Origin of the sequence: Amycolatopsis sp. DG1A-15b, from assembly GCF_030285645.1 — a bacterium.
Lineage (GTDB): Bacteria > Actinomycetota > Actinomycetes > Mycobacteriales > Pseudonocardiaceae > Amycolatopsis.
The window spans coordinates 10,341,390-10,366,700 of sequence record NZ_CP127296.1 but is presented as its reverse complement, the minus strand read 5'-3'; the positions used below and the strand labels follow the sequence as shown (position 1 = coordinate 10,366,700).

At 70.8% G+C, this 25,311-nt stretch carries 26 protein-coding genes; 14 read left to right on the top strand and 12 right to left on the bottom strand.

The annotated features are described in order from the left end of the window. Window positions 1-67: 67 nt before the first annotated feature. The gene (locus tag QRY02_RS48340; RefSeq protein ID WP_004559006.1) at window positions 68-313 is read left to right on the top strand and encodes an acyl carrier protein; all 246 of its coding nucleotides are present in this window, start codon (window positions 68-70) and stop codon (window positions 311-313) included. 28 nt (window positions 314-341) lie between these two features. Beyond that, window positions 342-1,586, top strand: coding sequence for a beta-ketoacyl-[acyl-carrier-protein] synthase family protein (locus QRY02_RS48335; protein ID WP_285989388.1), 1,245 nt, complete (start codon window positions 342-344; stop codon window positions 1,584-1,586). A 54-nt stretch (window positions 1,587-1,640) separates the two neighbouring features. On the opposite strand, the gene QRY02_RS48330 is transcribed toward QRY02_RS48335, so the two are convergent. Together QRY02_RS48330 and QRY02_RS48325 are read right to left on the bottom strand one after the other, a co-directional pair. After that, the gene (locus QRY02_RS48330) at window positions 1,641-2,240 is read right to left on the bottom strand and encodes a hypothetical protein (RefSeq protein WP_285989387.1); all 600 of its coding nucleotides are present in this window, start codon (window positions 2,238-2,240) and stop codon (window positions 1,641-1,643) included. Window positions 2,241-2,271: 31 nt separating this feature from the next. Then, entirely contained in the window at window positions 2,272-2,775 is a 504-nt protein-coding gene (locus QRY02_RS48325; protein ID WP_285989386.1) for a DUF3145 domain-containing protein, read from the bottom strand. A 270-nt stretch (window positions 2,776-3,045) separates the two neighbouring features. On the opposite strand from QRY02_RS48325, the gene QRY02_RS48320 reads away from it, so the two are divergent. Continuing rightward, on the top strand, window positions 3,046-5,109 hold the full coding sequence (locus QRY02_RS48320) for a hypothetical protein (RefSeq protein ID WP_285989385.1): 2,064 nt from the start codon (window positions 3,046-3,048) through the stop codon (window positions 5,107-5,109). A gap of 3 nt (window positions 5,110-5,112) precedes the next feature. Here the strand turns inward: QRY02_RS48320 and QRY02_RS48315 are convergent, their stop codons facing one another. After that, entirely contained in the window at window positions 5,113-6,501 is a 1,389-nt protein-coding gene (locus tag QRY02_RS48315; protein WP_285989384.1) for a dihydrolipoyl dehydrogenase family protein, read from the bottom strand. A 142-nt stretch (window positions 6,502-6,643) separates the two neighbouring features. On the opposite strand from QRY02_RS48315, the gene QRY02_RS48310 reads away from it, so the two are divergent. After that, window positions 6,644-7,087: an Lsr2 dimerization domain-containing protein gene (locus QRY02_RS48310; protein WP_285989383.1), complete on the top strand. Its 444-nt coding sequence runs from the start codon at window positions 6,644-6,646 to the stop codon at window positions 7,085-7,087. A 16-nt stretch (window positions 7,088-7,103) separates the two neighbouring features. On the opposite strand, the gene QRY02_RS48305 is transcribed toward QRY02_RS48310, so the two are convergent. The 5 genes from QRY02_RS48305 to QRY02_RS48285 form a co-directional block, all read right to left on the bottom strand. Next, window positions 7,104-7,835 (bottom strand): lipoate--protein ligase family protein, encoded by a 732-nt coding sequence (locus QRY02_RS48305; protein ID WP_285989382.1) that lies wholly within the window; start codon window positions 7,833-7,835, stop codon window positions 7,104-7,106. After that, window positions 7,832-9,220 (bottom strand): NAD(P)(+) transhydrogenase (Re/Si-specific) subunit beta, encoded by a 1,389-nt coding sequence (locus QRY02_RS48300; protein ID WP_285989381.1) that lies wholly within the window; start codon window positions 9,218-9,220, stop codon window positions 7,832-7,834. Before QRY02_RS48300 ends, QRY02_RS48305 begins: the two co-directional genes overlap by 4 nt. After that, window positions 9,217-9,528: an NAD(P) transhydrogenase subunit alpha part 2 gene (locus QRY02_RS48295; protein WP_285989380.1), complete on the bottom strand. Its 312-nt coding sequence runs from the start codon at window positions 9,526-9,528 to the stop codon at window positions 9,217-9,219. Before QRY02_RS48295 ends, QRY02_RS48300 begins: the two co-directional genes overlap by 4 nt. Beyond that, entirely contained in the window at window positions 9,525-10,637 is a 1,113-nt protein-coding gene (locus QRY02_RS48290) for a Re/Si-specific NAD(P)(+) transhydrogenase subunit alpha (protein ID WP_285989379.1), read from the bottom strand. Before QRY02_RS48290 ends, QRY02_RS48295 begins: the two co-directional genes overlap by 4 nt. A gap of 123 nt (window positions 10,638-10,760) precedes the next feature. Next, window positions 10,761-11,420, bottom strand: coding sequence for a TetR family transcriptional regulator (locus tag QRY02_RS48285; protein WP_285989378.1), 660 nt, complete (start codon window positions 11,418-11,420; stop codon window positions 10,761-10,763). Window positions 11,421-11,513: 93 nt separating this feature from the next. On the opposite strand from QRY02_RS48285, the gene QRY02_RS48280 reads away from it, so the two are divergent. The 3 genes from QRY02_RS48280 to QRY02_RS48270 are packed head-to-tail and all read left to right on the top strand — an operon-like array spanning window position 11,514 to window position 13,906. Beyond that, the gene (locus QRY02_RS48280; protein WP_285989377.1) at window positions 11,514-12,581 is read left to right on the top strand and encodes a ferredoxin reductase; all 1,068 of its coding nucleotides are present in this window, start codon (window positions 11,514-11,516) and stop codon (window positions 12,579-12,581) included. A 10-nt stretch (window positions 12,582-12,591) separates the two neighbouring features. Continuing rightward, window positions 12,592-13,698 carry a fatty acid desaturase family protein gene (locus QRY02_RS48275; protein WP_285989376.1) on the top strand — a complete coding sequence of 369 codons (1,107 nt, stop codon included), beginning with the start codon at window positions 12,592-12,594 and terminating at the stop codon, window positions 13,696-13,698. A gap of 7 nt (window positions 13,699-13,705) precedes the next feature. Beyond that, complete coding sequence (locus QRY02_RS48270; RefSeq protein WP_285989375.1) at window positions 13,706-13,906, top strand: hypothetical protein; 201 nt, start codon at window positions 13,706-13,708, stop codon at window positions 13,904-13,906. Between the two features lie 66 nt (window positions 13,907-13,972). Here QRY02_RS48270 and QRY02_RS48265 read toward each other — a convergent pair whose 3' ends face one another. Beyond that, on the bottom strand, window positions 13,973-14,782 hold the full coding sequence (locus QRY02_RS48265) for a hypothetical protein (RefSeq protein ID WP_285989374.1): 810 nt from the start codon (window positions 14,780-14,782) through the stop codon (window positions 13,973-13,975). Then, complete coding sequence (locus tag QRY02_RS48260) at window positions 14,775-15,440, bottom strand: hypothetical protein (protein ID WP_285989373.1); 666 nt, start codon at window positions 15,438-15,440, stop codon at window positions 14,775-14,777. Before QRY02_RS48260 ends, QRY02_RS48265 begins: the two co-directional genes overlap by 8 nt. Here QRY02_RS48260 and QRY02_RS48255 point away from each other — a divergent pair. Next, entirely contained in the window at window positions 15,439-16,737 is a 1,299-nt protein-coding gene (locus QRY02_RS48255; RefSeq protein WP_353068535.1) for a sensor histidine kinase, read from the top strand. The genes QRY02_RS48260 and QRY02_RS48255 overlap by 2 nt on opposite strands. Window positions 16,738-16,747: 10 nt before the next feature. Then, complete coding sequence (locus tag QRY02_RS48250; RefSeq protein ID WP_285989371.1) at window positions 16,748-17,392, top strand: response regulator transcription factor; 645 nt, start codon at window positions 16,748-16,750, stop codon at window positions 17,390-17,392. Here QRY02_RS48250 and QRY02_RS48245 read toward each other — a convergent pair. Next, a complete protein-coding gene (locus QRY02_RS48245) occupies window positions 17,377-18,036 on the bottom strand; it encodes a TetR/AcrR family transcriptional regulator (protein WP_285989370.1) in 660 nt (219 codons plus the stop codon). The genes QRY02_RS48250 and QRY02_RS48245 overlap by 16 nt on opposite strands. 60 nt (window positions 18,037-18,096) lie before the next feature. Between QRY02_RS48245 and QRY02_RS48240 the strand changes: the two genes are divergently transcribed. From QRY02_RS48240 to QRY02_RS48230, 3 genes are read left to right on the top strand one after another with little or no spacing between them, the layout of a single operon-like run. Continuing rightward, complete coding sequence (locus QRY02_RS48240) at window positions 18,097-18,456, top strand: cupin domain-containing protein (protein ID WP_285989369.1); 360 nt, start codon at window positions 18,097-18,099, stop codon at window positions 18,454-18,456. Continuing rightward, a complete protein-coding gene (locus QRY02_RS48235) occupies window positions 18,453-19,655 on the top strand; it encodes an MFS transporter (protein ID WP_285989368.1) in 1,203 nt (400 codons plus the stop codon). The genes QRY02_RS48240 and QRY02_RS48235 overlap by 4 nt, the downstream gene beginning before the upstream one ends. A gap of 10 nt (window positions 19,656-19,665) precedes the next feature. Beyond that, on the top strand, window positions 19,666-20,076 hold the full coding sequence (locus tag QRY02_RS48230) for a secondary thiamine-phosphate synthase enzyme YjbQ (protein ID WP_285989367.1): 411 nt from the start codon (window positions 19,666-19,668) through the stop codon (window positions 20,074-20,076). Here the strand turns inward: QRY02_RS48230 and QRY02_RS48225 are convergent. After that, on the bottom strand, window positions 20,014-21,015 hold the full coding sequence (locus QRY02_RS48225) for a YhgE/Pip domain-containing protein (RefSeq protein ID WP_285989366.1): 1,002 nt from the start codon (window positions 21,013-21,015) through the stop codon (window positions 20,014-20,016). The two genes, QRY02_RS48230 and QRY02_RS48225, sit on opposite strands and share 63 nt — an antisense overlap. Window positions 21,016-21,120: 105 nt before the next feature. On the opposite strand from QRY02_RS48225, the gene QRY02_RS48220 reads away from it, so the two are divergent. Both QRY02_RS48220 and QRY02_RS48215 read left to right on the top strand, forming a co-directional pair. Continuing rightward, window positions 21,121-21,816, top strand: a complete 696-nt coding sequence (locus tag QRY02_RS48220) for an HAD family hydrolase (protein WP_285989365.1) — start codon at window positions 21,121-21,123, stop codon at window positions 21,814-21,816. Window positions 21,817-22,098: 282 nt separating this feature from the next. After that, window positions 22,099-25,248: an RHS repeat-associated core domain-containing protein gene (locus QRY02_RS48215; RefSeq protein ID WP_285989364.1), complete on the top strand. Its 3,150-nt coding sequence runs from the start codon at window positions 22,099-22,101 to the stop codon at window positions 25,246-25,248. The last annotated feature ends 63 nt before the right edge of the window (window positions 25,249-25,311 follow it).

The window sequence follows — 25,311 nt, the reverse complement described above, 5'->3', positions numbered from 1 at the left end:
TACGCTCCCCGCGGGCATTCGCCCGAGGGAAACAGACCCCCAGTAAGACCGAGAAGGGAACACCCCCATGGCTGACAACGCTGAGATCCTCGCCGGCCTCGCCGAGATCGTCGAAGAGGTCGCCGGTGTGGCTCAGGACGACGTCACCGCCGAGAAGTCTTTCGTGGACGACCTGGACATCGACTCGCTGTCGATGGTCGAGATCGCCGTGCAGGCCGAGGACAAGTTCGGCGTCAAGATCCCGGACGACGAGCTCGCCAACCTCAAGACCGTGGGCGACGCGGTGAACTACGTGTCGGCCAACTCGAAGTAAGTCCTCTTCCCTCCTTGAGGAGACTCCCATGAGCAACATCGACGTCGTGATCACCGGTCTCGGCGCCACCACACCGCTCGGCGGGGACGTCACGTCCACCTGGGACGGTCTGCTGGCCGGGGCGAGCGGGGTTCGCGCGATCGAGGCCGATTGGGTCGAGGAGCTGCAGCTGCCGGTCAAGATCGGCGGCCAGCTGGCCGTCGATCCCTCGGAGGTCCTCCCGCGGGTGCAGGCCCGCCGGCTGGACCGCTGCGAGCAGGTCGCACTGATCGCCGCCCGCCAGGCGTGGGCCGACGCCGGGTACGCGGAACCGACGGACGACCACACGGACGTCGACCCCGACCGCCTCGGCGTGTCGATCGGCACCGGCGTCGGCGGCCCGGTCACCCTGCTCACCCAGAACGACCTGTTGCACCAGCAGGGTCTCCGCAAGGTGTCGCCGCTGACCGTGCCGATGCTGATGCCGAACGGCCCGGCCGCGCACGTGGGCATCGACCTCAAGGCGCGGGCCGGGGTGCACTCCCCGGCCTCGGCCTGCGCCTCGGGCGCCGAAGGCATCGCCAGCGGGGTGGAGATGATCCGCTCCGGGCGCGCCGACGTCGTGATCGCGGGGGGCGCCGAAGCGTGCATCCACCCGATCACGCTGGCCGGGTTCGCCCAGGCCCGCACGGTGTCCACGCGCAACGACGACCCGGCGAGCGCGTCGCGGCCGTTCGACGCGAGCCGCGACGGCTTCGTCCTCGGCGAGGGCTCCGGCGTGGTCATCCTGGAGCGCGCGGACCTGGCGAAGGCCCGCGGGGCGCGCGTCTACGCGACGATCGCCGGGCACGGCATCACCTCGGACGCCTACCACATCACCGGCAACCACCCCGAGGGCATCGGCCAGATCGCCGCGATGCGCGCGGCGATGAAGATGGCCGGGGTGACCGCCGCGGACATCGGGCACGTGAACGCGCACGCGACGTCCACTGTGGTCGGTGACATCGGCGAGGCCGCGGCGATCCGCAACGCGATCGGGGAACACCCGGTCGTGACGGCGCCGAAGGGCGCGCTCGGCCACCTCGTCGGCGGCGCCGGCGCGGTCGAGGCGATCATCACGATCCTGTCGCTCTACCACGGTCTCGTGCCGGCCACCCTGAACCTGACGGACCTGGACCCGCGGGTGCAGCTGGACGTCGTCGCGGGTGAGCCGCGCAAGGTCGAGCTGACCGCGGCGATCAGCAACTCGTTCGGGTTCGGCGGCCACAACACCGCGCTGCTGTTCACGGTCTGAGCTTTCCGGAACCGAAAGAAGGGGCCCGGCTTCGGCCGGGCCCCTTCTTTCAGTTCAGCACTTTTCGTGTTCGGGCGGGGGCCCGCCGTCGACCGCGGCGGCGATCTTCAGGGCCCTGTTCTCGATGACCATCGGCAGGACGAGCCGCCACTTGATGCACGGCTCGCGGAAGAACACCGGGGCGTCGTCGCGCGCCTGCCGGCTGGTGAACCCGACCAGGACCCGCAGCGAGTTCCCGGCCGAACGCTCGATCCGGTAGACGAGGGCGTCGCTGTCCCTTGTGGTGCGAACCCCCTTCGTCCAGTCGCTCTGCGACTGGCCGGCGGCCCGCTCGTCGGTGACCACGTCGGTCCACAGCGGGTACTGCTTGGTGTTGATGGCCTTGAAGTACTTCTCCAGCACCCGGCGGACGGCGTCGGCCTGTGGGTGCCGCTTCGCGTCGTCGGTCATCCGGACGCCGTCGTCCACCGCGGCCGGCGCTCCGATGCTCGACGACGACGGCGTCGACACCGCGATGGAGGCGTCGTCGGCGGGCTGGTCGGGACGGCGGTAGATTTCGCGCGCGAGCAGGCCGCCACCGACGGTCACGGACAGCACCACGACCACGACGGGCACCAGCCAGCGCTGGCGAGAGCTGGGGGCGGGGGTGGTCACGCGGAAAGCGTACCGGCCCCCGTCCCGGGGCTCAGCCGACCTGGTGCAGCCAGGTCACCGGCGCGCCGTCACCGGCGTGGCGGAAGGGCTCGAGCGCTTCGTCCCAGCTCGCGGCCAAGAGCTCGTCCAGCTTGTGCGCGAGGGACTCCCCGCCGCGGGTCATGCCGACGAGCGCGCGCAGCTGGTCCTCGCCCACCACGATGTCGCCGTTGGCGCTGGTCCGCCCGTGCCACAGGCCGAGGCCGGGCGCGAAGCAGAACCGTTCGCCGTCGACGCCCGCACTGGGCTCTTCGGTCACCTCGAACCGAATCATCGGCCACGCCTTGAGGGCGGACGCCAATTTGGCGCCGGTGCCCGCGGGCGCGCGCCATCCGCATTCGGCGCGAAGCTGACCCGGACTGGCCGGCTGCGCCGTCCACTTCAGGTCAACGCGGGCACCCAGGGTGCCCGAAATGGCCCACTCGACGTGCGGACACACCGCAGACGGCGACGAGTGGACGTACACCACACCTCGGGTGCTGCCACGGGTGCTCACTGCTACCTCCGCTTGTTGCTCGACGAGGGACGTCTTCCCCTACGCCCTACTCCGAGCTGCAGCGCGGCCTCAGTGCGGCTCCCGAATGCCGCCTCCGATGCGTTGTAGCACATTCTGCACCCCAACCGTGCCGTTTGGCCACATGAACACCACAAGTCACCCGCAGCACCACTTTCGGAGGGCAAGCGCCGCGGCGCGCCCGTGTCGCGCGGATCATTGCGCTGGGCGCGCTAGCGTGTTGACCCGGACCGACGAGCAGGGAGGACAGCGGTGCGACTGGTGCGCCTGGAGCGGCAGCAGTCCCGGGTGGCGGACGACATCCGGGCGGCACTGGCGTCCCTGGGCCGCGGGAGCACCGTGATCGGCGGGATCGCCCTGGTGGGCGTGGGCGGGGTGACGGACCGCCCGATCGAGGCGGTGGTCCTGCTCCCCCACGGCGTGATCATCGTGATCGGCGTGGACCTCCCGGACCCGGCCCTGCGCCTGGAGGCCCCGTTGGGCGGCCCCTGGAAGGCGGACGGCTGGCCCCTGGTCGCGGACGACGATTCGGTGAACCCGGCCACGGAAGCGCTGGACATCTCACAGGCTTGCGAAAGGCAAATTGCCGCCCTGGTCCCGGGGACGGCCCCGGTGGGAACGATCATCGCGGTGGGGCCGTACGTGGAGACGGTGGACCAGCCGGCGGCGGACCTGGCGGGCCCGGTCCGGGTACTGCACCCGACCCCGACAACGATGCTGGCGGCAACGGTATCCCTGGCCACGGCGCACCGGCCCCGCTCGGTGGACCAGGTCCGGGCGCTGATCAGAGGGCTGGCGCCGTCGGCACCGGAGTTCACGGACGAGGTCCTGCTGGCCGAGGGCTTCAGCCGCCTGACGGACGATGCGCCTCCGGAGTCCCTTTGGGACGAAGGCCCGCAGCCGCCGGCTGTCGCCGCTGCCTCGGTGGGGGCGGGTACCACCGACTGGCGGACCACGACCCCGGTCGAAGCCGCACCGGAGGCCGCGGTCCCGGATGCTGCGGTCTCGGAGGGCGCGGTCTCGGAGGGCGCGGCCGGACTTTCTGCGGCCGAACTTGCGGACGCTGCTGGTTCACCCGCGGAAGCTGCCGAGGTTCGCCCGTCACCGGCGGAGGTGGAATCGGCCGCCGCGGATCCCTCGGCGCGACCGGTGTTCCCCGGCACCGAGACCACTCCCCCGCCCGCAGAGGCGGAGCCCACCGAGGTACTTCCGTCACCTGCCCAGGCGGAACCGGCCCCTGCGGATCGACCGCTGTTTCCCGGCACCGAGACCACTCCCTCGCCCGCCGAGGCCACCCCGCCGGACGGTCCGGAACCGGCCGAATCCTCCGCTGCCGAGACCGAGCGGACCGAAAACCTCCGCCTTCCGTCGCCGAGCAGCGACCAAACCGCGGCTCTCGGGCGCTCCGCTGCGGCCGAGCAAGCTCCCGAGCACCCGGCGCCGCAGCCCGCAAACGCCAAGCAGGCCAGCGCCCGAACCACCGCACCCGAGCACCCCACCGAAGCCGGCCAAGCACCCGAACCCCCCGCCCCGCGGGCCGCCGCAGCCGAACAAGCTCCCGAGGCTCCAGCACCGCCAGAACCCCCCGCTCCCCGCCCCGCCGCAGCCGAACAAGCCGGCCCGCAACCTGCCGCACCCGAGCCACCCCAGGGCGTTCCTCTTCCCGTGGCCTCGCCGCAGCCGTTCCCCCGGCCGCGGCCGGAACCCGGACCCGCCCGCACTCCACGGACCGTCCGCTGGCTCCCGCTCGGCGCCATCGGTGCCCTCGTTCTGCTCGTCGTCGCCGCCGTCGCCGTGGCCACCACCGGTGATGGCACCGCCGCCGCTCCGGCGCCTCCCCCCGCCAGCTCGAAGTCCCAGCCGCCGCCCAGCACGCCGGTGCGTAGCCTCCAGTTCGCCCTTCGCGCCGCCGGCGGCGATCAGCGATGTGCCTCCCACGCCTTCGGGGACGCCCAGGCCAGCCTGCAGCAGACCAGCTGCTCCGGCGTCAAGCGCGCCAGCTACGCCGCCACCGTCGACGGCCGCGGCGGGGCCGTCACAGTCGGGATCGTCGACTTCCCCGATGCCGCGCAAGCCGCCGCTTTCAAGGCCCTTGCCGACACCCCGGGCGGCGGCGGTGTCCTCGACCTCGCCACCGAGACCGGCCAGTGGGGCGCCACCCCCGTCCCGCGGTTCGAGAACGCCGCCTACGCCAGCAAGCTCGACGGCTCGTCCGTCCGGCTCGTGCAGGCCGTCTGGGCGCCGGGACCGTCCACTCCGGACGATCCCGGCCTGGTCAGGGCCGCCGCGGCCGCCCTCGACCTGCCCGCCCAGTAGCCGTCAGAGCCCGTACGCCTCCAGCAGCCGCAGCCAGACCTCGCTGATCGTCGGGAACGACGGCACCGCGTGCCACAGCCGGTCCAGCGGCACCTCGCCGACGATCGCGATGGTCGCCGAGTGCAGCAGCTCCGAGACGTCCTGGCCGACGAACGTCACGCCCAGGAGCACGTTCCGCTCCGTGTCCACGACCATCCGGGCCTTGCCCGTGTAGCCGTCCGCGTGCAGGGACGAGCCCGCCACCGCGATGTCGATGTCGACGACGCGGTCCGCCGAACCCGGCCGCGCGTCCGCCAGGCCGACCGCCGCCACCTCCGGGTCGGTGAACACCACCTGCGGCACCGCGTGGTGGTCGGCCGTGGCCGTGAACGGGCTCCACGCCGCGGAAGACACCGGTTTGCCGGCGGCCAGCGCCGCCACCGTGTCGCCCGCCGCGCGGGCGCCGTACTTGCCCTGGTGGGTCAGCGGCGCCCGGCCGGTGACGTCGCCGGCCGCGAACAGCCAGTCACCGTCCACTGCGGACACGCGGCCGGTGTCGTCGGTCTCCAGCGGGTGCCCGGGCTCGATCCCGAAGCGCTCGAGCCCGGCGGTCGCGGGACGGCGGCCCGTGGCCACCAGGAACTCGTCGACGACCAGCGTCGAGCCGTCTTTCAGCGTCAACGTCGTCCCGGAGTCCCCGGCCGCGACCTTCGAAACGCCCGAATCCGTGTGCACCTCGACGCCGGCTTCGCGCAACCCCGCCAGCACGAGGTCACCGGCGAACTCGGCGTTGCGCGGCAGCGGCCGCGGGCCGGTGATCACCAGGTGGACCTCCGACCCCAGCGACGCGAACGCCTGCGCCATCTCGACGCCGACCACGCCGCCGCCGAGGACGCCGAGCCGGGGCGGCACCGAAGACGCCGACGTCGCTTCACGCGAACCCCACGGCCGGATCGTGTCGAGCCCGGGGATCGACGGCGTGCTGGGCACGCTGCCGGTGCAGACGATCACCGCGTGCCGGGCGGTCAGCACGCGGTCGCCGCCGACGGTCACCTCCCGCTCCCCGGTGATTTCGCCGTGCCCGCGAACCGGTTCGATGCCCGCGCCGCGTGCCCAGTCGACCTGTCCCGAGTCGTCGCCCTTGCCGGTGAACCAGTCACGGCGCGCGAACACCGCCGCCGGGTCGATCCGGTCGCCGACCGGCACGCCGGGCACGCGCTTCGCGGCGGCGAGGAGATTTCCCGGCCGCAGCAAGGCCTTGCTCGGGATGCAGGCCCAGTAGGAGCACTCGCCGCCGAAGCGTTCGTGCTCGACGAGGGCGACCTTCAGGCCTCCGCGGGCCGCCCGTTCGGCGGCCACCTCCCCCACCGGACCCGCGCCGATCACCACTACGTCAAAAGTCTCTCCAGCCATGGCTTCAGGTCACACCACTACGCGGGATCACGCAAGCCAGCGGCTATCCTCCGTCAGGAAGCTGCAAGTTTTCGGCGGCACCGGGTGCCGTCGGACCCGGTGCTCGCGAACACATCACACGTTCGAGCACGGGAGGTTTGTCGTGGCCAGGAACACGGCTGTGCGGGTGCTGGATGATCTGACCGGTGAGCCCGCGGCGGAGACCGTCGGCTTCGGGCTGGACGGCATCGACTACGACATCGACCTCTCCTTCGCCAACGCGGAGGCGTTGCGCGGGCTCCTGCAGCGGTACGCCGACGCCGGCCGCCGCACCGGTGGCCGCAAGAACCGGCCGCGGATCGTCCCCGGCGCGGAGAAGACCTCGCCGAAGCCGGCCGCCAAGAAGGCCGTGCCCGCCAAAGCGACACCCGTCCCCACCAAGGCCGAGCCCGCCAGAGTGAAGGCCGCCGCACCCAAGCCGGCGCAGACCAGCGCGAAGGCCGAACCGGTGAAGACCACGCGCGCCAAGAAGGCGGCGGAGCCGAAGACCATCACGCGGGCCACCGCGCGCAAGGTGCCGACCGTCACGTTCTCGGCGGCCGAGTAAGTCCACAGTAGACGGCTCAGGCGGCGCGCTGGGCGCCGTCGGCGTGCCAGGCCGGGTAGTGGTAGCGGGTGTGCAGCAACGCCCGCTGCCGCGCCAGCTCGGCCGCCGACGGCGGCCGGGGCACGAACGTCCCGAACAGCTGCGACGCTGCCGCCCGCACCGCCGCCTCGACCGCGCCGAACCCGGGCCGCAGGCCGTGCTCGGCCAGCGACGCCACCGGGCTGCGGTGCGAGTCGAGCGGCCGCGGGTCCGGCGGCGCGCCGGTCAGGTAGCGGCCGACGAGCCCCGCGGCCGTCTCGACCAGCAGCGTCGAGTGGGCCAGCAGGCCGGTCCTGGTGCGGAACACGGCGAACCCGCACAGTTTCGCGTCGCCGACGAACAGCCCGCGGTCGCCGATCCGCGGCACCAGCCCGAGCTGGTCGACGGCGGCGCTCATCACCTGGCCGAGCGCCTCCAGGGGCCGGTCCGCCGGGCCGGGCAGGACCAGGGTCACGTTCAGGTTGCCGGGGTCGTGGAACACCGTGCCACCGCCGCTGGCCCGCCGCAGCACCGGGACGCCGTCGCGGGCGCACTCGTCGGCCCGCACTTCGCGTGCGATCCGCTGCCCGCGCCCCACCACGACGCAAACCGGGTTGCGCCAGAGCCACAGCACGGGTGACTCGGGCGCAACCCGGAGGAGCGCTTCGTCGAAAGCGAGATTCTCGGCCGGATCCGTGAACGCCGCACGCACATCCGACCCGGTCGTCATAGCGCCTTGAGTTCCTCCACGATCTCGCCCACCGACGACTTGGCGTCCCCGAAGAGCATGCTGGTCTTCGGATCGTAGAACAGGTCGTTGTCGATGCCGGCGAAGCCGGAGGCCATCCCGCGTTTCAAGACGATCACGGACCGGCTCTCGTTGACCTTGAGGATCGGCATCCCGTAGATCGGCGAGCTCGGGTCGGTCTGCGCGGCCGGGTTCGTGACGTCGTTCGCGCCGATCACCAGCGCGACGTCGGTCTGGGCGAACTCGGAGTTGATCTCGTCCATCTCCTTGAGCTGCTCGTACGGCACGTCCGCCTCGGCGAGCAGCACGTTCATGTGCCCCGGCATCCGGCCGGCGACCGGGTGGATCGCGTAGGCGACCGTGATGCCCTTCTTCTCCAGCAGCTTCGCCATCTCACGGACGGTGTGCTGCGCCTGCGCCACGGCCATGCCGTAACCCGGCACGACGACGACCTTGCTGGCGTACGCCATCTGGATCGCGGTGTCGGCCGCGCTGGTCGAGCGCACCGGACGGGCTTCCTTCGTCCCGCCGCCGGCCGCGACCGCGGGCCCGCCGCCGAAGCCGCCCGCGACGATCGCCGGGATGGACCGGTTCATCGCCTTGGCCATCAGATTGGTCAGGATCGAGCCGGACGCGCCGACGATCATGCCGGCCACGATCAGCGCCGTGTTGTCCAGCGCCAGGCCCATCGCCGCGGCCGAGAGCCCGGTGAACGCGTTGAGCAGGGAGATCACGACGGGCATGTCCGCGCCACCGATCGGCAGCACCACGGTGAGGCCGAGGATGCCCGCCGCGACCAGCAGCCCGATGATCAGCAGCTCGTTGTCGCCGCCGGCGATGATGAGCACCGCGCAGGCGACCGCGATCAGCAGGAGCAGCGCGTTGACCGGCTGCTGCAGCTTGCCCATGGTGATCGGGCGGCCGCTGATCAGCTCCTGGAGCTTGCCGAAGGCGACGTTCGATCCCCAGAAGGAGATCGACCCGATGATCGCGGCGAACAGCGACGCGATCGCGATGTACGCCGGTTCGTGCGCGTAGCCGCCGGTCGAGTTGAACTCCACCCACGCGATGAGCGCGACCGCGCCGCCGCCGACGCCGTTGAACAGCGCCACCATCTGCGGCATCGCCGTCATCTTGACCTTGCGCGCCGACGGGACGCCGACGACGACGCCGATCCCGACGCCGAGGGCGATGAGCACCCAGTTGCCCATCCCGGGGGTGAGCAGGGTGGCGATGACGGCGATGCCCATGCCGACCGCGGCGATCCAGTTGCCGCGGACCGCGGTGCGCGGGCCGGTCAGGCCCATTAGGCCGTAGATGAAGAGGGCGAACGCGATGATGTAGAGGATCGCGATGAAGTCGGTCACTTCTCGTCCTCCTCACCGGCGACGGGTTTCTTGGCCTTGAACATCGACAGCATCCGGTCGGTGACGAGGAACCCGCCGACGACGTTGATCGTGCCGAAGGCGATGGCGATCACCAGCAGGATCTTGTTGAAGACGCCGTCGACGCCGAGGCCGAGCACGACCAGGCCGCCCAGCAGCACGATGCCGTGGATGGCGTTGGTGCCGGACATCAGCGGCGTGTGCAGCGTGTTGGGCACCTTCGAGATGACGGCGAAGCCGACGAACCCGGCGAGCACCAGCACCGCCAGGTTCTGCACAAGTGGGCTCACGTGGCGCTCCCTTCGCGCCCGGCCACGCAGGCACCGGCGACGATCTCGTCTTCGAAGTTCAGCTCGAGCGCGCCTTCCTTCGTCACGAGCAGCTCCAGCAGCTCGGTGACGTTGCGGGCGTACAACTCGCTGGCGTGCGAAGGCATTTCGGCGGGCAGGTTCAGCGGCGAGGAGATGGTGACGTCGTGCTCCACGACGTCCTCGCCCGGTTTGGTCAGCTCGCAGTTGCCGCCGGTCTCGCCGGCGAGGTCGACGACGACCGACCCGGCGGGCATGCCCTTGACGGCGTCCGCGGTCACGAGCGTCGGCGCCTTGCGGCCCGGCACCAGCGCGGTGGTGATCACGACGTCGAACTTCGTGATGGCCTCGGTGAGCCGCCGCTGCTGTTCCTCGCGCTCCTCGGCCGTCAGCTCGCGGGCGTACCCGCCTTCGCCGACCGCCTCGATGCCGAGGTCGAGGAACTGCGCGCCGAGCGACTTGACCTGCTCGGCGACCTCGGGCCGCACGTCGTAGCCGGTGGTCTGCGCGCCGAGCCGTTTCGCGGTGGCCAGTGCCTGCAGCCCGGCGACGCCGGCGCCGAGCACCAGCACCTTGGCCGGCGGGACGGTGCCGGCCGCGGTGGTGAGCATCGGGAAGAACCGCGGGAGCTTCTGCGCGGCGAGCAGCACCGCGCGGTAGCCGCCGATACTGGCCTGCGACGACAGCGCGTCCATCGCCTGCGCCCGGGAAATCCGCGGGACCGCCTCCATCGCGAAGGCGCGTAATCCCGCTTCTTCGAGCTTCGCGAGCCCGTCCGGGTTGCCGCGCGGATCCAGGAAACCGACGAGCACGGCGCCCCGGCTCAGTTTCGCGACTTCCGCGGGCGAAGGCGGGTTGACCTTCACGACGATCGGCGCGCCCCAGGCGTCGCCGAGTTCGGCGCCCGCTCGGGTGTACGCGTCGTCACTCAGGTGGGCACCGGACCCGGCGCCCGGCTCGACGACGACGCGCAGCCCGCGCTGCACGAGCCGCCCGACGAGCTTGGGCACCATGGCCACCCGCCGCTCCCCGGGGCGTGATTCGGCCACCACACCCACGGTGAGCTGCTGACTCTGTTCGCTGTCCGTCACACGACCTCCTCATCGGCGAGGCACGATCCGAGGGTTGTACCACGCCGGACCGACAGTCCCCAGTGACGTGGGTCGCAAGTCTCGCGGTTGTGCCGGGAAATACGAGTGCCGTGCGGGAAACGTTCAGGTCGTTTTCCAGTGCGGGACGCCGAGCAGGACCAGGCGCAGCCGTTTTTCCGCCGTTCCGGTGATTTTCGCGTCTTCACCTGGGCGGGCTTCCAGCAGTTCGACAATGGTCGTCAGCATCACGGAAACGATCAAGTCGGCCAGCATGTGGAGGTCTTCGGTGCTCCACTCGCGCAGCTTCGGGAACCGGGCGAGGTCGATCGCGAGGTCGCCGGAGAACAGCCGCAGTTCGACGCCGATCGCCTCGGCGAGCGAGCCGCCGGCGTACCGCTCGCGGGTGAGAAACCGGAAATGGTCCTCGTTCGCCCGGACGAACCGGTGCAGCGTCGTCACCGACGCGCTGATCATCCCCTGGTAGGTGTCCGGATCGGTGCGCGCGGAGCGGATCATGCCGCGCAGCGTGTGCGTCGCCTCTTCGACGAGCGCGACGCCGAGGTCTTCCATCGAGGCGAAGTGCCGGTAGAAGGCCGTCGGGACGATGCCTGCGCCCTTCGCGACCTCGCGGAGCGACAGCGTGGCGAACGGGCGATCGGCCAGCAGCTCGAGAGCCGTGTCCAGCAGCGCCTGGCGGGTGCGCAGTTTGCGCTCCTGGCGGCTCACCGGCGTCAGTGGTTCGGACACAGGGTCCAGCGTACGGATGTCCACCGCGTTGCTCACGTCACATCCTCGGGGTCTCGCGTTGACAGGGCGTCCACTCCTGCAGTGCACTGTTGAGTGTACAGCCGTTCACTGTAATCGAGGAGGTTCCCGATGACGGCGCTCATCCCCCGGCGGGTGCGCGGCCTCGCCTCGCTGGCCGAGGCGCTGCTGACGCCGCACGGGATGGACCGGTACCTGGAGCTCGTCGACCCGATGCTGGTCCGCCGCGAGATCCGCGGGCTGGTCACGGCGGTGCGCAAGCAGACGCCCGACAGCGTCACGCTCACGGTGAAGCCCAGCCGCGCGTGGCGCGGCTTCACCGCCGGCCAGTACGTCCGCCTGCAGGTGGAGATCGACGGCGTCCGGCGCACGCGCTGCTATTCGCCGTGCGGTTCGCAGTACGACGGCGAGCTGGAGTTCACGATCAAGGAGCAGGGCCTGGTCTCCGGGCACCTGAACCGCGCGATCGGCGTCGGCTCGGTCGTCAACCTGTCCACTCCGGACGGTGGCTTCACGTTGCCCGCCGAGCGGCCGGACCGCGTCCTGCTGATCGCGGGCGGCAGCGGCATCACGCCGGTGCTCGCGATGGCGCGCACCCTGGTCGCCGAGGGCCACCCGGGCGAGATCGTGTTCGTGCAGTACTCGAACGGCCCGGCCGACGCGCTGTACCGCACCGAACTGGCCGAGCTCGCCGCCCGGCACCCCGGGCTGCGGGTCGTGCACGCCTACACCCATTCGAAGGGTGGCGACCTCAACGGGTTCTTCTCGCCGGAGCACCTGGCGCGGGTCGCCCCCTGGTTCCGCGACGCGGAGACGTTCGTCTGCGGCCCGAAGCCACTGATGGACGCCGTGCGCGAGGAGCTCGGTGAACGCGTGCACACCGAAGAGTTCACGCCGCCGGCGCTGACCTTCGACACCGGGAACGCCGAGGGGCAGGTCCGGTTCAAGCGCAGCGGCCGCGAGTGCGCGAACTCGGGGAAGCCGTTGCTGGAGCAGGCCGAAGAGGCCGGGCTCTCGCCGGAGCACGGCTGCCGGATGGGCATCTGCTTCTCCTGCACCCAGCTCAAGACGGCCGGACGGGTCCGCAACGCGCGCACCGGTGAGGTTTCCGGCGACGACAACGAAGAAATCCAGCTCTGCATCTCCGTCCCGGTCGGGGACGTCGAGATCGACGCTTGAGGAGATTGCCATGACCGGTCTGCAGGACCGCCTGACCCCGGCACAGGTCGAGGAGTTCGGCCGCGAGCTCGACGCGCTGCGGCAGCGGATCGTCGACGACCTGGGCCAGGAGGACGTCGACTACATCCACGACATCATCAAGAAGCAGCGCGGCCTGGAGGTCGCCGGGCGCGCGCTGCTGTTCGCCGGGTTCTTCCCGCCGGCGTGGCTCGCCGGCGTCGGCGCGCTGTCGCTGGCCAAGATCCTCGACAACATGGAGATCGGCCACAACGTCATGCACGGCCAGTACGACTGGACGCGTGACCCGGCGCTGAGCTCGCAGCGGTTCGAGTGGGACACCGTGGCGCCGGCGGAGAACTGGCGGCACTCGCACAACTACATCCACCACACGTACACGAACATCGTCGACAAGGACCGCGATGTCGGCTACGGGATCCTGCGGATGGACACCGCCCAGAAGTGGCATCCCTACTACCTGGGCAACCCGGTGTACGCGACGCTGCTGGCGATCTTCTTCCAGTGGGGCGTCATGCTGCACGACCTCGAGGTCGAGAACGTCGTCAAGGGCGAGCGGTCCTGGGCCGAGAACGTGCCGGTGCTGCGGCGCATCCTGCGGAAGGCTTCGCGGCAGGTCGGCAAGGACTACGTCCTGTTCCCGCTGCTGACCGGCCCCCTGGCGCCGCTGACGTTCCTCGGCAACGCGACGGCGAACCTGACCCGCAACCTCTGGGCGTTCGCGATCATCTTCTGCGGCCACTTCCCGGCCGACGTCGAGAGCTTCACCGAGGAGGAGACGGCTTCGGAGTCGCGCGGGCAGTGGTACCTGCGCCAGATCCTGGGTTCGGCGAACATCACCGGCGGCCCCCTGTTCCACATCCTGAGCGGCAACCTGTCACACCAGATCGAGCACCACCTGTTCCCCGACATCCCGGCGCGCCGGTACCCGCAGATCGCCGGCGAGGTGCGCGCGATCTGCGAGAAGTACGGGCTGCCGTACCACACGGGCCCGCTGCGCAGGCAGCTCTGGTCGGTGGCGAAGAAGATCGCGAAGCTGGCTCTCCCTTCCCCGCCGTCCCCGGCTACCGTGGAACCCGACCGGCAGCTCCGAGCAGCGTGAGGGTGACATGGTGGGTCAGTTCGAACGAGAGAAGGACACCCTGCAGGTGATCACCGAATCAGCGGCAACGCACGTCGGCAACATCGCGAGCATCATCACGGGCGCGATCCGCGACATCGCCCGGGAGACGGGCGACTGGCTCACCGACGTCATCGAGATGCGGGAAGCCGCGCAGCGGGCCCAGGAAGACGACCCGGACGCTCCGTGAGTCTTGGTTCGTGAAGGCCTCCTCGGGAGTTTGCCGAGGAGGCCTTCACGCTTGGCGTCCAGCGTCTCACGCAGCCGCGCCCACTCTCGATATCCTCTCGGGGCGGTTCGCGCCTTCCCTGAACTCCCCCGTCTGCCGCATCCAGAACCCTGCGAACTCGGCGATCAGCACTGCCTCGACGATCAGCGTCAGGTGGGGAATGGGGGAGAACACCAGGAATGCAAGCCAGATGACCAGAGTCACCATCATGGCCCAGAAGACCCAGCCGTAGCGCGCGCCCGAGGTGTCCCAGTAGTTCCACCCCACCACCAGGACCATCCCGGCGAACATCAACACGGCGGCAGACAGGTGCCCGTGTGCCACGAAACCCGGAGGAGACAGCAGAGCCCAAAAGGCCATGATGACCACTACGGCCAGTGTCGCGAGCCGCACCGCAGCGGCCCACCCCGTCGCCTCGCCCCGCTTCCGCTTCACGACGGCCCAGATCCCCGCCACGATGGCGGCAGCGAGCACGGGCGGCAAGGTGGTCCGCACTTCGGCCGTGGTCTGGATTCCTACGAGGTCGCCAACCTGGCAGGTGTTGTCGACCTCGGCGGGAACAAACGCGACGACGAAGGCCATGAAGCCGGAGAAGTCGAGAAGGGCGTTCTCGACGTCGGCTCCCTGATGGATGATGAGGCACGCGCCGATCGCGCACAGCATGCCGACGAACATCGCTTGCGCAGATGTGTAGTAGTACCCGCTGACCGAATCCTGCAGGCACCCGCCATGCGCGAGCAGATGGAGGCCGATCGAGGCGGCGAGCAGCAACACCAGAATGATCAGCATGGAGCGAAGGGTGAAGTAAGTCCCCGTGGCGTAGTCGTTTTCAGGCATGGAAAAACCTCCGGATCAGTACGAACCCCACGCCTGCCACGACCGCGATCAGCGACGGCCAGAAGCAGATGTGTTTCACAACACCGGCCGCACCGGCGGCCGCCAGGGCAGACCGCGCAGGCGCCGGAAACTTGTGCAGCGCAAGAAGAATCCCGAAGTCCTCGACGAGGTCGGCCAACGCCCCGAGCACCGGGACCATCGCCGGGATCGCGTTGCCGAACAACGCGAAGAGAGCTCCGGGCAGGGCCACCACGTAAACCAGCACGAACCCGAGATCGGCGATTTGGAAGTACGCGTGGTGCCGGCGGCCCACCTCGCCGAGCGCCTGCAACGCTGCAGCGCCCTGGTCGGCGCGGAATGCGAACCTCGTATCCAGGACCGGCACTCCTGAAATATTCTTCACGTATGACGCACCGAACGGAATCCGGCGGGAACCCACCAGTAAGTATGCCAGGATGACAAAAAGAATCCAGGCGGCCACCAGAACCCAGCTCGCCGAGGCCAAACGGAAGAAAACTGTCATTGCGGCCGCCTCCGAACTTTTCGACAGCGCGTACAACGGGGTCGCACGAGCTGCCCGGTCCGTTAACCAGGTGATGAAATCGTTGCCGGGAAGCACCCTGCGGTGTTCCGTAACGAAGTCGGGGGAAAACCCCATGGGCAACCCGGCCGCCCCGGGCAACACTGAACCCGTGACCACCCTCGACCCACCCCACCTGCTGCGCCGCGTCTTCGGCCCCCTGGCCACGCGGGACTTCCGGGCCGAGTACCTCTGGCTCTGGCTCGCCGGCCCGCTCACCGTCTTCGCGCTGCTCAGCTTTCTCGTCGTCCTCGTGCTCGGGCTCTGGCTCACCCCCGTCCTGCTCGGCTTCCTCGTCCTCGCCGGGGCCGTCTCCTACGCCCGGGGCCTCGGCGCCGCCCATCGCAGGCTCGCGAAAGCCCTGCTCGGTGTCAGCGTGCCCGCCCCGCGACGGCCCGAACTCAAGCCCGGCCTGTGGAGCTGGGTCAAAGCGCGCGTCGGCGATCCCGCGGGCTGGCGCGCCGCCGGGTACCTGGTGCTCCGCCTTCCGCTCACCTTCGCCGGGTTGCTCACCGTCTTCTCCGCGACGCTCTACGCCTTCGCCGCCACCACCTACTCCTTCCTCTGGTTCCCGCTCGGCGAACGACAGCTGCCCGTCTTCGGCATCCGCGCCGACCACTGGGTCGGCGCGCTGGCCTGGTCGGCGTCCGGGCTGCTCGTGCTGGTCGCGCTGCCGCGGGTGACGCACGCCTTCGTCGCCCTCGACCGGCTGCTGGTCGTCGGGCTGCTCGGCGAACGTGTGCTGTCCGAACGGGTGCGGGACCTCGAAGCGAGCCGCGCGACCGCCGTCGAGGACGCCGCCCTGCGGCTGCGGCGCATCGAACGCGATCTGCACGACGGCGCGCAGGCCCAGCTCGTCGCGCTGGCCATGAAGCTCGGCCTGGCCAAGGACGAACTGGCGGACGTCGACCTCCCGCAGGTCAAACAGCTGGTCACCGCCGCGCACGCCAACGCCAAACAGGCGCTGACCGAACTGCGCGACCTCGCCCGCGGCATCCACCCGGCCGCCCTGGACGCGGGCCTCGACGTCGCCCTCGCCACGCTCGTCGCGACGTCCGGGATCGACGCGCGGGTCGCGGTCGACCTGCCGCGCCGGCCACCGCCCTCGCTGGAGACGATCGTCTACTTCAGCGCCGCCGAACTGCTCACGAACGCCGCAAAACACGGCGGGATGACACTGGTCGAAGTCACCGAGGAGCGGGACGTCCTGCGGTTGCGCGTCCGCGACAGCGGCCACGGCGGCGCGCGGATCGTGCCGGGTGGCGGGCTGGCCGGGGTGGCCGAACGGCTGCGGACGGTCGACGGCGAACTGACCGTCACCAGCCCGCCGGGTGGTCCGACCGAAGTGACCGCGCGGGTGCCGCTGCCCCGCTAGGGTTCGCGGCATGCGGATCGTCATCGCGGAGGACTCCACCATCCTGCGCCAGGGCCTCGTCGAGCTGCTGACCTTCCGCGGCCACGAAGTCGCCGCCGCCGTGAAGGACGCCGAAGCGCTGCGCGAAGCGGTCAACGACCACGCACCTGACGTGTCCATTGTGGACATCAGGATGCCGCCGACGCACACCGACGAAGGCCTGCGGGCGGCGATCGCGCTGCGTCGCGAGCTCCCGGGCTGCGCGATCCTGCTGTTTTCCCAGTACGTCGAGACGAAGTACGCCGCCCAGCTGCTGGCCGACCACGCGGGCGGCGTCGGCTACCTGCTCAAGGACCGCGTGGCCGAGGTCTCGGACTTCCTCGACGCGCTGCGCCGGGTGGCGGACGGCGAAACGGTCCTCGACCCCGAAGTCGTCAGCCAGCTGTTCTCGGCGACCCGCCGGACGGACGCGCTGAGCGGGCTCACCCCGCGGGAACGCGAAGTGCTGGGCCTGATGGCGGAAGGCCGGTCGAACTCCGCGATCGCGGCGGAGCTGTTCCTTTCGCCCGGCTCGGTGGAGAAGTACGTGACGTCGATCTTCGGCAAGCTCGGCCTGCCACCGTCCGAAGGGGACAACCGCCGGGTGCTCGCCGTGCTGCGCTACCTGGATTCCTGAGCGAGCAGCCCGTCGACGAAGGCGCGCAGGCCGGCCCGGTAGGTGTCGCGCGCGGCCAGTTCCGGCCAGCGATCGCCGACGGCGGCGAGGTTCGGGAAGCGGGCGCCGTCGAGCGCGGCGAACACCTGGTCGCGGTAGCGGGGCCGGTCCTCGCCCGCCCGCCGCCCGGCGCGCGCCCGGACCAGGATTTCGCCGAGCGTGTAGTACCAGACGTTCCGGTACAGCTCGACGGCCCGCTCGGGCGAGCACCCGCAGCCCCGTGCGCCACCGACGATCTCCTCGACCATCCACAGCGCCGACTCGCCGAGGAAGTCGTCGGCCGTGAGCACCTCCGCGAGCTCGGGCCGGGCGGCGAGCGCGTCGTGCATCAGGATCGCCGCGGCGACGATGCGCTCCCGCGGATCGTCCGGCAGCCCCGGCCGCGGCAGTTGCCCGGCGTAGTGCTCGAGCAGCTGGACCAGCAGGTCGTCCTTGTCGCGCACGTGGTGGTACAGCGTTGTCGCGCCGACGCCGAGCTCCGCGGCGAGCCGGCGGATCGTGAGCTTCTCGCTGCCGTCCCGGTCGAGGATCGCCCGCGCGGCTTCGAGGATCTGTTCGCGGGACGTCGAGGGCGGCCGCCCCATGCGGCCGGCGGGTCGGGGCACGCCCCCATCATGCCCGCAAGTCGTTCGACAGCTCCGGCCGGCCGGTGCTACTTTCGGAACATGTTCGAAAACTACGACCTGTTCAGCACGGTGATTCAGCTGCAGCCCGGGGGCGTGGCCGAGCCAGGGGACAGCGGCGACGAGCGCCAGTGGACCCTCAGCGCGTTCCACGCCGCCGACGACCGCGCCGTGCACTCGCACGTCTGGGAGCGCCACCCCGGAGGCCACGAAGTCCTCGTCGTCCTGTCCGGATCGCTGCGCGTCCACCTGCGCGACGAAGGCCTGGTGACCACGGTGACGGCCGGGCGGGCGGTCCTCGTCCCGCCCGGCCGCTGGCACCGGCTGAGCGTCGACGAGCCCGGCGACCTGCTGTCGATCACGCCCCGGACCGGCACCGAGCACGAAACGGCCGTGGCGTGAGACGGCCGGTCCTGGTGGTCTGCCTGGCCGTGTTCGGCCTGATGGCGGGCCAGCAGCTGCTCAACCCGATCCTGCCGCCGCTGGCCCGCGAGTTCGGGTTCAGCGAGTTCGCGCTGGGTGCCGTGTGGGCCGTCGGCGGTGCGGGAGTCGTGCTGGCCAGCCCGTTCTGGGGCCGCCGGACCGCGCGCTGGGGACACCGGCCGGTGCTGCTGTTCTCCCTGCTCGGCGCCATGGCGAGCCTGCTCGGGTTCGCCGTCGTCGCCCAGCTCGGCCTGGCGAAAGCCCTGGCCGTGCCGGCGCTGTTCACGGCCGTTCTGCTCACCCGCGGCGTCCTGTTCGGCCTCACCTGGGCCGCGACGCCGGTGACCGCGCAGTCCTACATCGCCGACGTCACCGACGGGCCCGCCGAACGGGTGCGGGGCATGGCCGCTTTCGGTGCGGCCCAAGGCCTCGCGCTCGCCGCCGGTCCCGCGCTGGGCGGCCTGCTGAGCCTCACCGGGAACCTGCTCGTCCCGGTCTACGCCGCCCCGGTCGTCCTGGCCGTGATCGCCGTGGTGATCACGTTCGCGCTGCCGAAACCGCCGAAGCGCGCGACCCGGCCGGTGACGGTGAAGGTCAGCCCGTTCGACCGGCGCCTGTGGCCGTTCCTGACCATCGGCTTCGGCCTGTACCTCGCGTTGGCGATCGTCCTGATGACCGTCGGCTTCCTGGTGCAGGACCGGCTGCACCTGACCACCCAGGACACCGGCCGCGTCACCAGCCTGGTCATGCTGGCCGGCGCCGGGATGATCATCCTCGTCCAGGTGGTCGCCGTCCCGCGGCTGGGCTGGACACCGCTGCGGCTCGTGCGGGTGGGCGCGTCCGTCATGACCGGCGGGATGCTCGTGGTGGCCGTCGGCTCCGGCGGGCTCCTGCTCGGCGCCGGGGTGGCCGCGCTCGGCGCCGGGATGGGGTTCGCGACGCCGGGGTTCATGTCCGCGCCGACCCTGCTCGCCACCCGGGACGAGCAGGGCGCGGTCGCCGGGCTCATGGGGTCGAGCAGCGCGCTGGCGTTCATGGGCGGGCCGCTGCTGGGGACCGGCCTGTACGAGGTCGCTCCCGCCGTCCCCTACTTCGCCGGCGCGGTGCTCCTGGCGGCGTTGACGGCGTTCGCGTTCACCGTGACCGCCGAACCCGCGAAGGAGCCCGTGGCTCCTTAGGCTGGGCCGCATGTACTCCACCGAGATCGAGGTCCGCACCGGCTCCGAAGCCGTCGTCCACGACCTCACCCACGAGGCCGAGGCCTTCCTGCGCGACGCCGACGCCGCCGACGGGCTGCTGCACGTCTGGGTCCCGCACGCCACCGCCGGGCTGGCCATCCTGGAAACCGGCGCCGGCAGCGACGAGGACCTGCTGACCGCGCTCGACGAGCTGCTCCCCCGCGACGGCCGCTGGCGGCACCGGCACGGGAGCCCGGGTCACGGCCGTGACCACGTGCTCCCGGCGCTGGTGCCGCCCTACGCGACGGTCCCGGTGCTCGGCGGCGTCCTGGCGCTCGGCACCTGGCAGTCGATCTGCCTAGTGGACACCAACCTCGACAACCCCGTCCGCAAGGTGCGGTTCAGCCTCCTGGCGGGCTGACCGGCCCGGCCACAGCGCCACCACCAGGCCCCCGGCCAGCAGGGCGCCGAGCACCCACAGCCCGGTCGTCACGTCCGGCGCGTCCGGTACGCCCTGCAGCAGGCTGCGCAGGCCTTCGGCCGAGAACCGGAACGGCGTCCACGACCACAGCAGCGCGCGGTAGGCCGGGTCGAGCACCTCGGGCACCTGCCCGGCCACCGCGGGCGCGACCAGGTACAGCGGCGCGAGAACGGCCATCGCGCGCGGGCCCAGCAGGCGCAGCAGCGCGGCCTGCAGTGCCGCGAAGGCCGTCGCGGCGAGGAAGACGAAGCCGAGGACGTCCGCGGTCAGCGGCAACGTCGAGTCCCACAGCGCGAAGAACCCGGCCACGACCGCCGTGATCAGCACGCCGGCCCCGGTCACCTGCAGGAACCGCGCCCCGGCCCCGATCGGGCGGCCGGTCCGCTTCGCGAGCTGTGTCAGCGCGAGGCCGGCGACGAGCGCGCCGATCCACGCCAGCGCGCTCGCGGCCAGTGGCGCGACCCGCCCCGCGGCCCCCGCCGGGTGCAGGATCTCCTGCTTCGGCGCGCCACCCAGCGCGGTCGCGGCGCCGGTCAGCGCCTGCTGCGCGACCTGGGTGCCGGCCGGGTTGACCGCCCCCGAGGTCACCACGGTCACCACGGTCACGGCCGGCCCCGGCGCGATTTCGAGGACGCCGTAGACCTTCTTGTCTTCCAGGAGCTGCCGCGCTTCGGCCGGGGTCGCGACGGTCCAGGCGAGCTGGCCGCCGCCGTGCGCGGCGATGCGCTGCGCGATCTCCGGCGGGGCGGCGACGGCGACCGGGACGCCGTCGGGCGCGACAGTCGCCTGCGCGCCGAAGGTGAGGAATCCGAGCACCACCGCCACCAGCGCGCCGGCCACGGCGGCGACCGGAGCGAGTACCCCCGCGGGACGGGCCATCACTGCCTCCATTTATTCGTCACTCGTTGAATTAGAACCCAAGGTACGACCCGGCCTCGCGGAAGTCAACGCGTGTTGAATAACGTCCCCGGTAGCCTCGGAGCCGTGACGAAGAAGCGGCTGGTGCTCTGGGACATCGACCACACGCTCGTGGACTTCTCCGAACTGGGCGCGGCCTGGTACGGGACCGCGTTCACCGCCGCGACCGGGGCGACCCTGCGCGTGCACCCGGTGTTCGGGGGCCGCACGGAACGGGCGACGACGACCGACCTGCTCACCGCGAACGGCTTCGAGGCCGCGGAGGAGACGATCCAGGCGCTGTTCAAGGCGCTGGTGGCGGAGTCCGAACGCCACCGGCACACGTTCGCGGAGACGGCCCGCGCGCTGCCGGGGGCGGCGGAGGCGCTGACCGCGTTCGCCGCCGGCGGTGACGTCGTGCAGACGCTCGTCACCGGCAACCTGCCGGAGATCTCGCGGCACAAGCTCGTCCCCTTCGGCCTGGACGAGCACCTCGACCTGGAGATCGGCGGCTACGGGACACTGTCGGTGCACCGCCCGGACCTGGTCCCGCACGCGGTGGGGCTGGCGGCGGCCAAGCACGGCACCGAGTTCGGCGCCGACGCGGTCGTCGTCATCGGCGACACGCCGAACGACGTCCGGGCCGCGGTCGACAACGGCGCGATCTCCGTCGCCGTGGCCACCGGGCACTATTCCGCCGAGGAACTGCGGGCGGAGGGCGCCCACACCGTGCTGCCCGACCTGACCGACACCGAGGCGGTCCGGCGCGCGGTCCTCGGCTGAGCCGCGACCGCCGAAAAGCTTGCCCGGGCCGGGTTTCCGGCCTGCCCTGCGCGCGGGCGTGCGGTCTGCCGATCGGAGCAATATGTGTGATCGGCGTTAGGACGTTCGAGTGGTTGAGACCTTCCCCGCTCGCGACCCGGTGATCAGTGGTCATAAATTCGCGAGGTCTGGCGACATCGTGTCGCCCGGGGTGGAACCGGCAGGTTCCGAGGGGAGATTCACCTTATTATGCGACGGAAATCGTTGCGGCATTTTGTGCTGCGCACGATCACGTTCAGTTCCGTGGCCACACTGATCGCCGCGGTTCCGGCGACCGCGGTGGCCGCCCCGCGGCCCGGTCAGGGCGGCGTGCCGCTGCCGGTGTCGTGGACGCCGCCGGCGCAGGTGAACCGCACGCCGACCGGTGTTCCGGCCGACCAGGTGCCGGCGAGACCGGCGCCGAGATCGGGTGCGTCGGTCCAGTCGGAGGTGTGCGAATCGAGCCAGTCGGGGACCCAGCCGTGGTTCGCGATGGACCGGTACGCGATCTCGGACCGCACGGAACTGCTGGTCAACCGCTACAACGGCAACGCGGTCATCACCGACCGGGCGCTGACGGTCAAGGGCACCGGCTTGAACATGTCGGTCGACGCGGTCTACAACAGCATCACCACCCGCCCCGGAGCGTTCGGGAGGTTCTGGACCGTCTCCGGCGGCCCCGACCTGGAGCTCGACATCTACCCCGCCCCCGACCGGCGGGTGGTGCTCTACGACCCGACCGGGTACTGCGCGGTGTTCACCAGGAACGACGACGGGAGTTTCGCCCCGCCGTCGGGCATGCACGCCACGATGACGAAACTGCCCAACGGCAGCTACGCCGTGACGCAGGACTCCTCGGGTGAAGCCTGGTCGTTCACCGGGGATGGGCGGTTGTTCTCGCAGGCCGACCGCAACGGGCACACGATCACCTACCGCTACAACGCCACCGACGGCACGCTGGCGTCGATCACCGACACCCAGGGCCGGGTCACGACCGCCGCGTACGGCAACGGCCGCATCACCGCGGTCACCGACCCGGCGGGGCTGACGGCCGGTGGCTACGGCTACGACGGCAACGGGCACCTCACGAAGATCACCAACCGGGCCGGCGACAGCATGACGTTCGGGCTGGACGCCGACGGCCGGATCACGACGCTGACCACCACGCTGGGGCGGGTGTACACGCTGTCCTACGACGGCGGCGGCCGGGTGACGCAGGTGAGCGAGCCGAACTTCGGCGGCGTCGCCAGTGTCACCGGGTACGCCTACGACTCCGACACGACCACGGTCACCGACCCGAACGGGCACAAGAGCACCTACACCTTCGACAGCAGTGGGCGGCAGACCAAGGCCACCGACGCGCTCGGGCACTCCCGGGACCAGGCGTGGTCGTCCCACGGTGACGTGAACTCGCTGACCGACGCGACCGGCAACTCGGTCACCTACGACTACGACCCGCTCAACAACCTCAAGGGCGGCAAGCTGCCCACCGGCGCGTCGATGAGCGTCGGCTACACCGACACCGCGCACCCGCACCTGCCCACCCAGGTCGCGGACTTCTCCGGCAACAAGGTGAACAACACCTACGACAAGGCCGGCAACGTCACCGCCGTGCACTCCGACGCGCTCAACGCCGACGTCGCGAAGTACACCTACACCACCGGCCTGGTCGCCACCGCCACCGACGGCAACGGGCACGTCACCAGCTACGGCTACGACAGCGCCGGGAACCTGACCAAGGTCACCCCGCCGCTGCCGCTGAAACCGGCCACCTACACCTACGACTCGCTCTCGCGCGTCGCCAGTGTGACCGACGGCAACGGCGTCAAACTGGTCTACGGCTACGACCGGCTCGACCACGTCATCTCCGTCGCCAAAGCCGACGGCACCGGCCTGGCCGCCTACACCTACGACGAGACCGGCAACCGCACCGTCGCCCGCTACCCCACCGCCACCTTCACCAACAGCTACGAACGGCGCCTGCTCACCCGCGTCGTGCGCACCGCGGGCACCAGCACGCAGACCGCGACCTACCACTACGACCAGGCCGGGAACATCACCGCCGTCGACGACCCCACCGGCTGGATCTACTACGGCTACGACGCGGCGAACCGGCTGACCTCGGTCAAGGACCAGGCGAACACGACCACCACCTACGGCTACGACAACGCCGATCACCGCACCTCGGCCACCCTGCCCGGCGGCAGCACCCAGACCATCGGCATCGACAAAGCCGGCCGCCAGACCGGAATCACCGTCAAGAACTCCGCGGGCACGACGCTGCTGTCGACCAGCTACCGCTACACCAAGGCCGACGGCACCGACACCGGCCAGATCCAGTCCCGCACCGATTCCACCGGCACCGCCGACAACACCTACGACGGCTTCGGCCGCCTCACCAAGGCGGGCAGCCGCACCTACAGCTACGACAACGCCGGCAACATCACCTCCGGCGACGGACGGACCTACACCGTCAACGACGCCGACCAGATGACCAAGATCGACAACATCACGGTCGGCTACGACGGCGCGGGCAACCTCATCACCACGAACCCCGGGGGCGAGGCGCACTACAGCGACACCAACCAGCGGACCTCGGTCACGTCCGGTTCGGGCACGCTGTTCAGCGGGTCTTACGACACCCTCGACCAGACGCAGCCCGCTTCGATCACCGAGCGCGTCGGGTCGAGCGACGTCACGCACGTTTTCACCCGTACCGCGCTGGGTATTTCGCGGACCGTGGACAACGGCGCCGCCACGACCTACGCCCATGACGTCGACGGCAACCTGACCGGGCTGGTCGACGCCGCGGGCAAGCACCACAACGCCATCACCGACTACCAGGGCAGCGTCCTCGCCCTGGTCGACGACACCGGCGCGGTGACCGCCACCTACACCTACACGCCCTACGGGTTCAACACCGGGATCACCGGGCCGGCGGGCTCGGCCAACCGGCTCCGCTGGCTCGGCACCTACCAGCTGGCCAGCAGCGAGTACCTCACCGGCTACCGCCACTACAACCCGGCCTACGCCCGATTCACCCAGCCCGACCCCACCGGCCAGGAGAACAACGCCTACGCCTACAGCCACGGCGATCCGATCAACAACAGTGACCCCAACGGCGACTACAGCTTCGCCGACCTGGGCCAGGACATCGGCAGCTACGCCGGAGGAGCTATGGGAATCGCGCTCGGGGCTGCGATCTGCGCCGGCACCGCGGGAGCTGGTTGCCTGATCGGCGCCGTCAGTGCCGGTGTGATCTTCGGGGGCGTCGGCGGCGGTGCCGGCGCTTTGATCGGAGGAGGCGACTCGGGCAAGGTTCGTGACGGTTTCATCAGTGGCGCAATCGGCGGCGGCTTGGGTGCCCTTGGCGGCGGGGGGTGGAAGCTCGTGAAGAGGTTCATCAGTCGCTGACGAAGTGGAGCCTGCTGGCCCGCCTACCTGCGGGCCAGCAGCTGTTTGCGTTAAGGAGCGTTG